Origin of the sequence: Pseudomonas mosselii, assembly GCF_005796105.1 — a bacterium.
Taxonomy (GTDB): domain Bacteria; phylum Pseudomonadota; class Gammaproteobacteria; order Pseudomonadales; family Pseudomonadaceae; genus Aquipseudomonas; species Aquipseudomonas mosselii_C.
The window spans coordinates 1-901 of record NZ_VAUO01000044.1 but is presented as its reverse complement, the minus strand read 5'-3'; the positions used below and the strand labels follow the sequence as shown (position 1 = coordinate 901).

Below are 901 nucleotides of genomic sequence, written 5' to 3'. Positions count from 1 at the left end.
AGCATCGACGTTGACCTGATATTCGGTGCCGCCGACGTTGACGGTGAGCGTAGTGGCGCTGCCAGCCTGTGGCGCATTGCTCAGCTGGAAGTTGAAGGTGACGTTCGCGTCGCCCTCTTTCGCTGGGTCTGCCGTCACGGTGACGGTAGTGGTGTCGAGGGTGTCGGCCACGGTCGCGGTCGCCGACGCGCCAGTCAGACTGACATTCTCGAAGTTGCCGCCCTCGACCTTGGTGACGGTCGCGGTAACGGTGCTCTCGTCTTTATAGACGTCATCGACGTTGGTGTTTGGCACTTGCAGCGTGCCCTTGCCGGAAGCATCGACGTTGACCTGATATTCGGTGCCGCCGACGTTGACGGTGAGCGTAGTGGCGCTGCCAGCCTGTGGCGCATTGCTCAGCTGGAAGTTGAAGGTGACGTTCGCGTCGCCCTCTTTCGCTGGGTCTGCCGTCACGGTGACGGTAGTGGTGTCGAGGGTGTCGGCCACGGTCGCGGTCGCCGACGCGCCAGTCAGACTGACATTCTCGAAGTTGCCGCCCTCGACCTTGGTGACGGTCGCGGTAACGGTGCTCTCGTCTTTATAGACGTCATCGACGTTGGTGTTTGGCACTTGCAGCGTGCCCTTGCCGGAAGCATCGACGTTGACCTGATATTCGGTGCCGCCGACGTTCACCGTCAGCGTCGTAGCGCTGCCGGTCTGCGGTGGATTGCTCAACTGGAAGTTGAAGGTGACGTTGGCGTCGCCCTCTTTCGCCGGGTCCGCCGTCACGGTGACTGTGGTGGTATCGATAGTGTCTTCGATGTTGGCCGTGACACTGGATTTGCTCAGATCCACGGCTTCGAAGTTGCCGCCGTCTACTTTAGTGACAGTCGCGGTCAGGGTCGAACCGTCTTTGTAGACG

At 60.8% G+C, this 901-nt stretch carries 1 protein-coding gene; it reads right to left on the bottom strand.

Annotation, left to right across the window (positions count from 1 at the left end; all coding sequences use genetic code 11):
* Window positions 1–901 (bottom strand): immunoglobulin-like domain-containing protein (locus FEM01_RS24260; protein WP_171031022.1); only part of this gene is annotated, 901 nt, incomplete at both ends.